Origin of the sequence: Haemophilus haemolyticus, assembly GCF_001008205.1 — a bacterium.
In the GTDB taxonomy this organism is placed as follows: domain Bacteria; phylum Pseudomonadota; class Gammaproteobacteria; order Enterobacterales; family Pasteurellaceae; genus Haemophilus; species Haemophilus haemolyticus_Q.
Genome location: NZ_LCTK01000028.1, coordinates 1 through 982, shown reverse-complemented (window position 1 = coordinate 982; position 982 = coordinate 1). Strand labels below are relative to the sequence as shown.

Sequence of the window (982 nt, the reverse complement as noted above, 5' to 3'; positions counted from 1 at the left end):
TTCCAGAAACCACAGACTTTTCACCTAAAGCGTTTAAAAAGCTGCAGCGAGAGCTCGCCTTGGCTCGAGCGGAGATTGCTTATCTAAAGGAGTTGGAAGCGCTCGACCGTCAAAAACAGCAACAGAAAAAAGAAAAATTATTGAAAGATTGAAGCCAAACCACGCGTTAAATGATTTACTTCATGTGGCTAAAATGCCTCGTTCAAGCTTTTACTATAAAGAGATTAAGCGAAATTATCACGAAGCTAAAGAAACTATCTTATCGCTGTATAAAAAGAACAGAAAACGAGATGGTTATCGCCCTATGACGCTCAAATTACGCCAAATGGGTTTTAATTTGAATCATAAAACGGTGTTAAAGCTGATGAACGAGTTAGGTATTCATTCCATTTTACGCAAGAAAAGACATGGAAAACGTGGAAAAACATCGCATATTGCCCCGAATTTGCTGAATCGTGATTTTACAGCAACGGCACTCAATCAAAAATGGGTAACGGATGTAACGGAATTTCATGTTAGTCAAGAAACACTTTATTTTTCACCGTTGATGGACTTGGCTAACCGAGAAATTATTGCCTATAACTTTGCAACACGCCCGAAGTTTTCATTGGTAAAAAAGATGTTAGAACAAGGGCTTAGTAAGATTAAACCGACAGAATGCCCGATTATTCATAGTGACCAAGGCGTATTGTATGGCTCAGCGGAATGGGTAAAGATGTTGGAGGGTAAAGCGGTGCAAAGTATGAGCCGCCGAGGAAATTGCTACGATAATGCAGTGATTGAAAGTTTTTTTGCGATACTAAAATCAGCGTGTTTTTACTCTCGGACTTATCATTCAATTGCTGAATTACAGGCTGAAATTGAAGAATATTTAGTGTATTACAATCAAAAACGAATTAAACTTGGTTTAAAAGGATTGAGCCCAGTGCAATACCGAGCTCAATATTTAAGTTAACTAACCTGTCCAACTTTTGGGGGGCAG

2 pseudogenes are annotated in these 982 nt (G+C 38.7%); both read left to right on the top strand.

The features are described 5' to 3' along the window. Positions 1-152: pseudogene (locus AAX18_RS09000) on the top strand (transposase); the annotation flags it as partial. Continuing rightward, a pseudogene (locus AAX18_RS05850) lies at positions 134-955 on the top strand (IS3 family transposase); the annotation flags it as partial. The pseudogenes AAX18_RS09000 and AAX18_RS05850, both read left to right, overlap by 19 nt. Positions 956-982 lie beyond the last annotated feature (27 nt).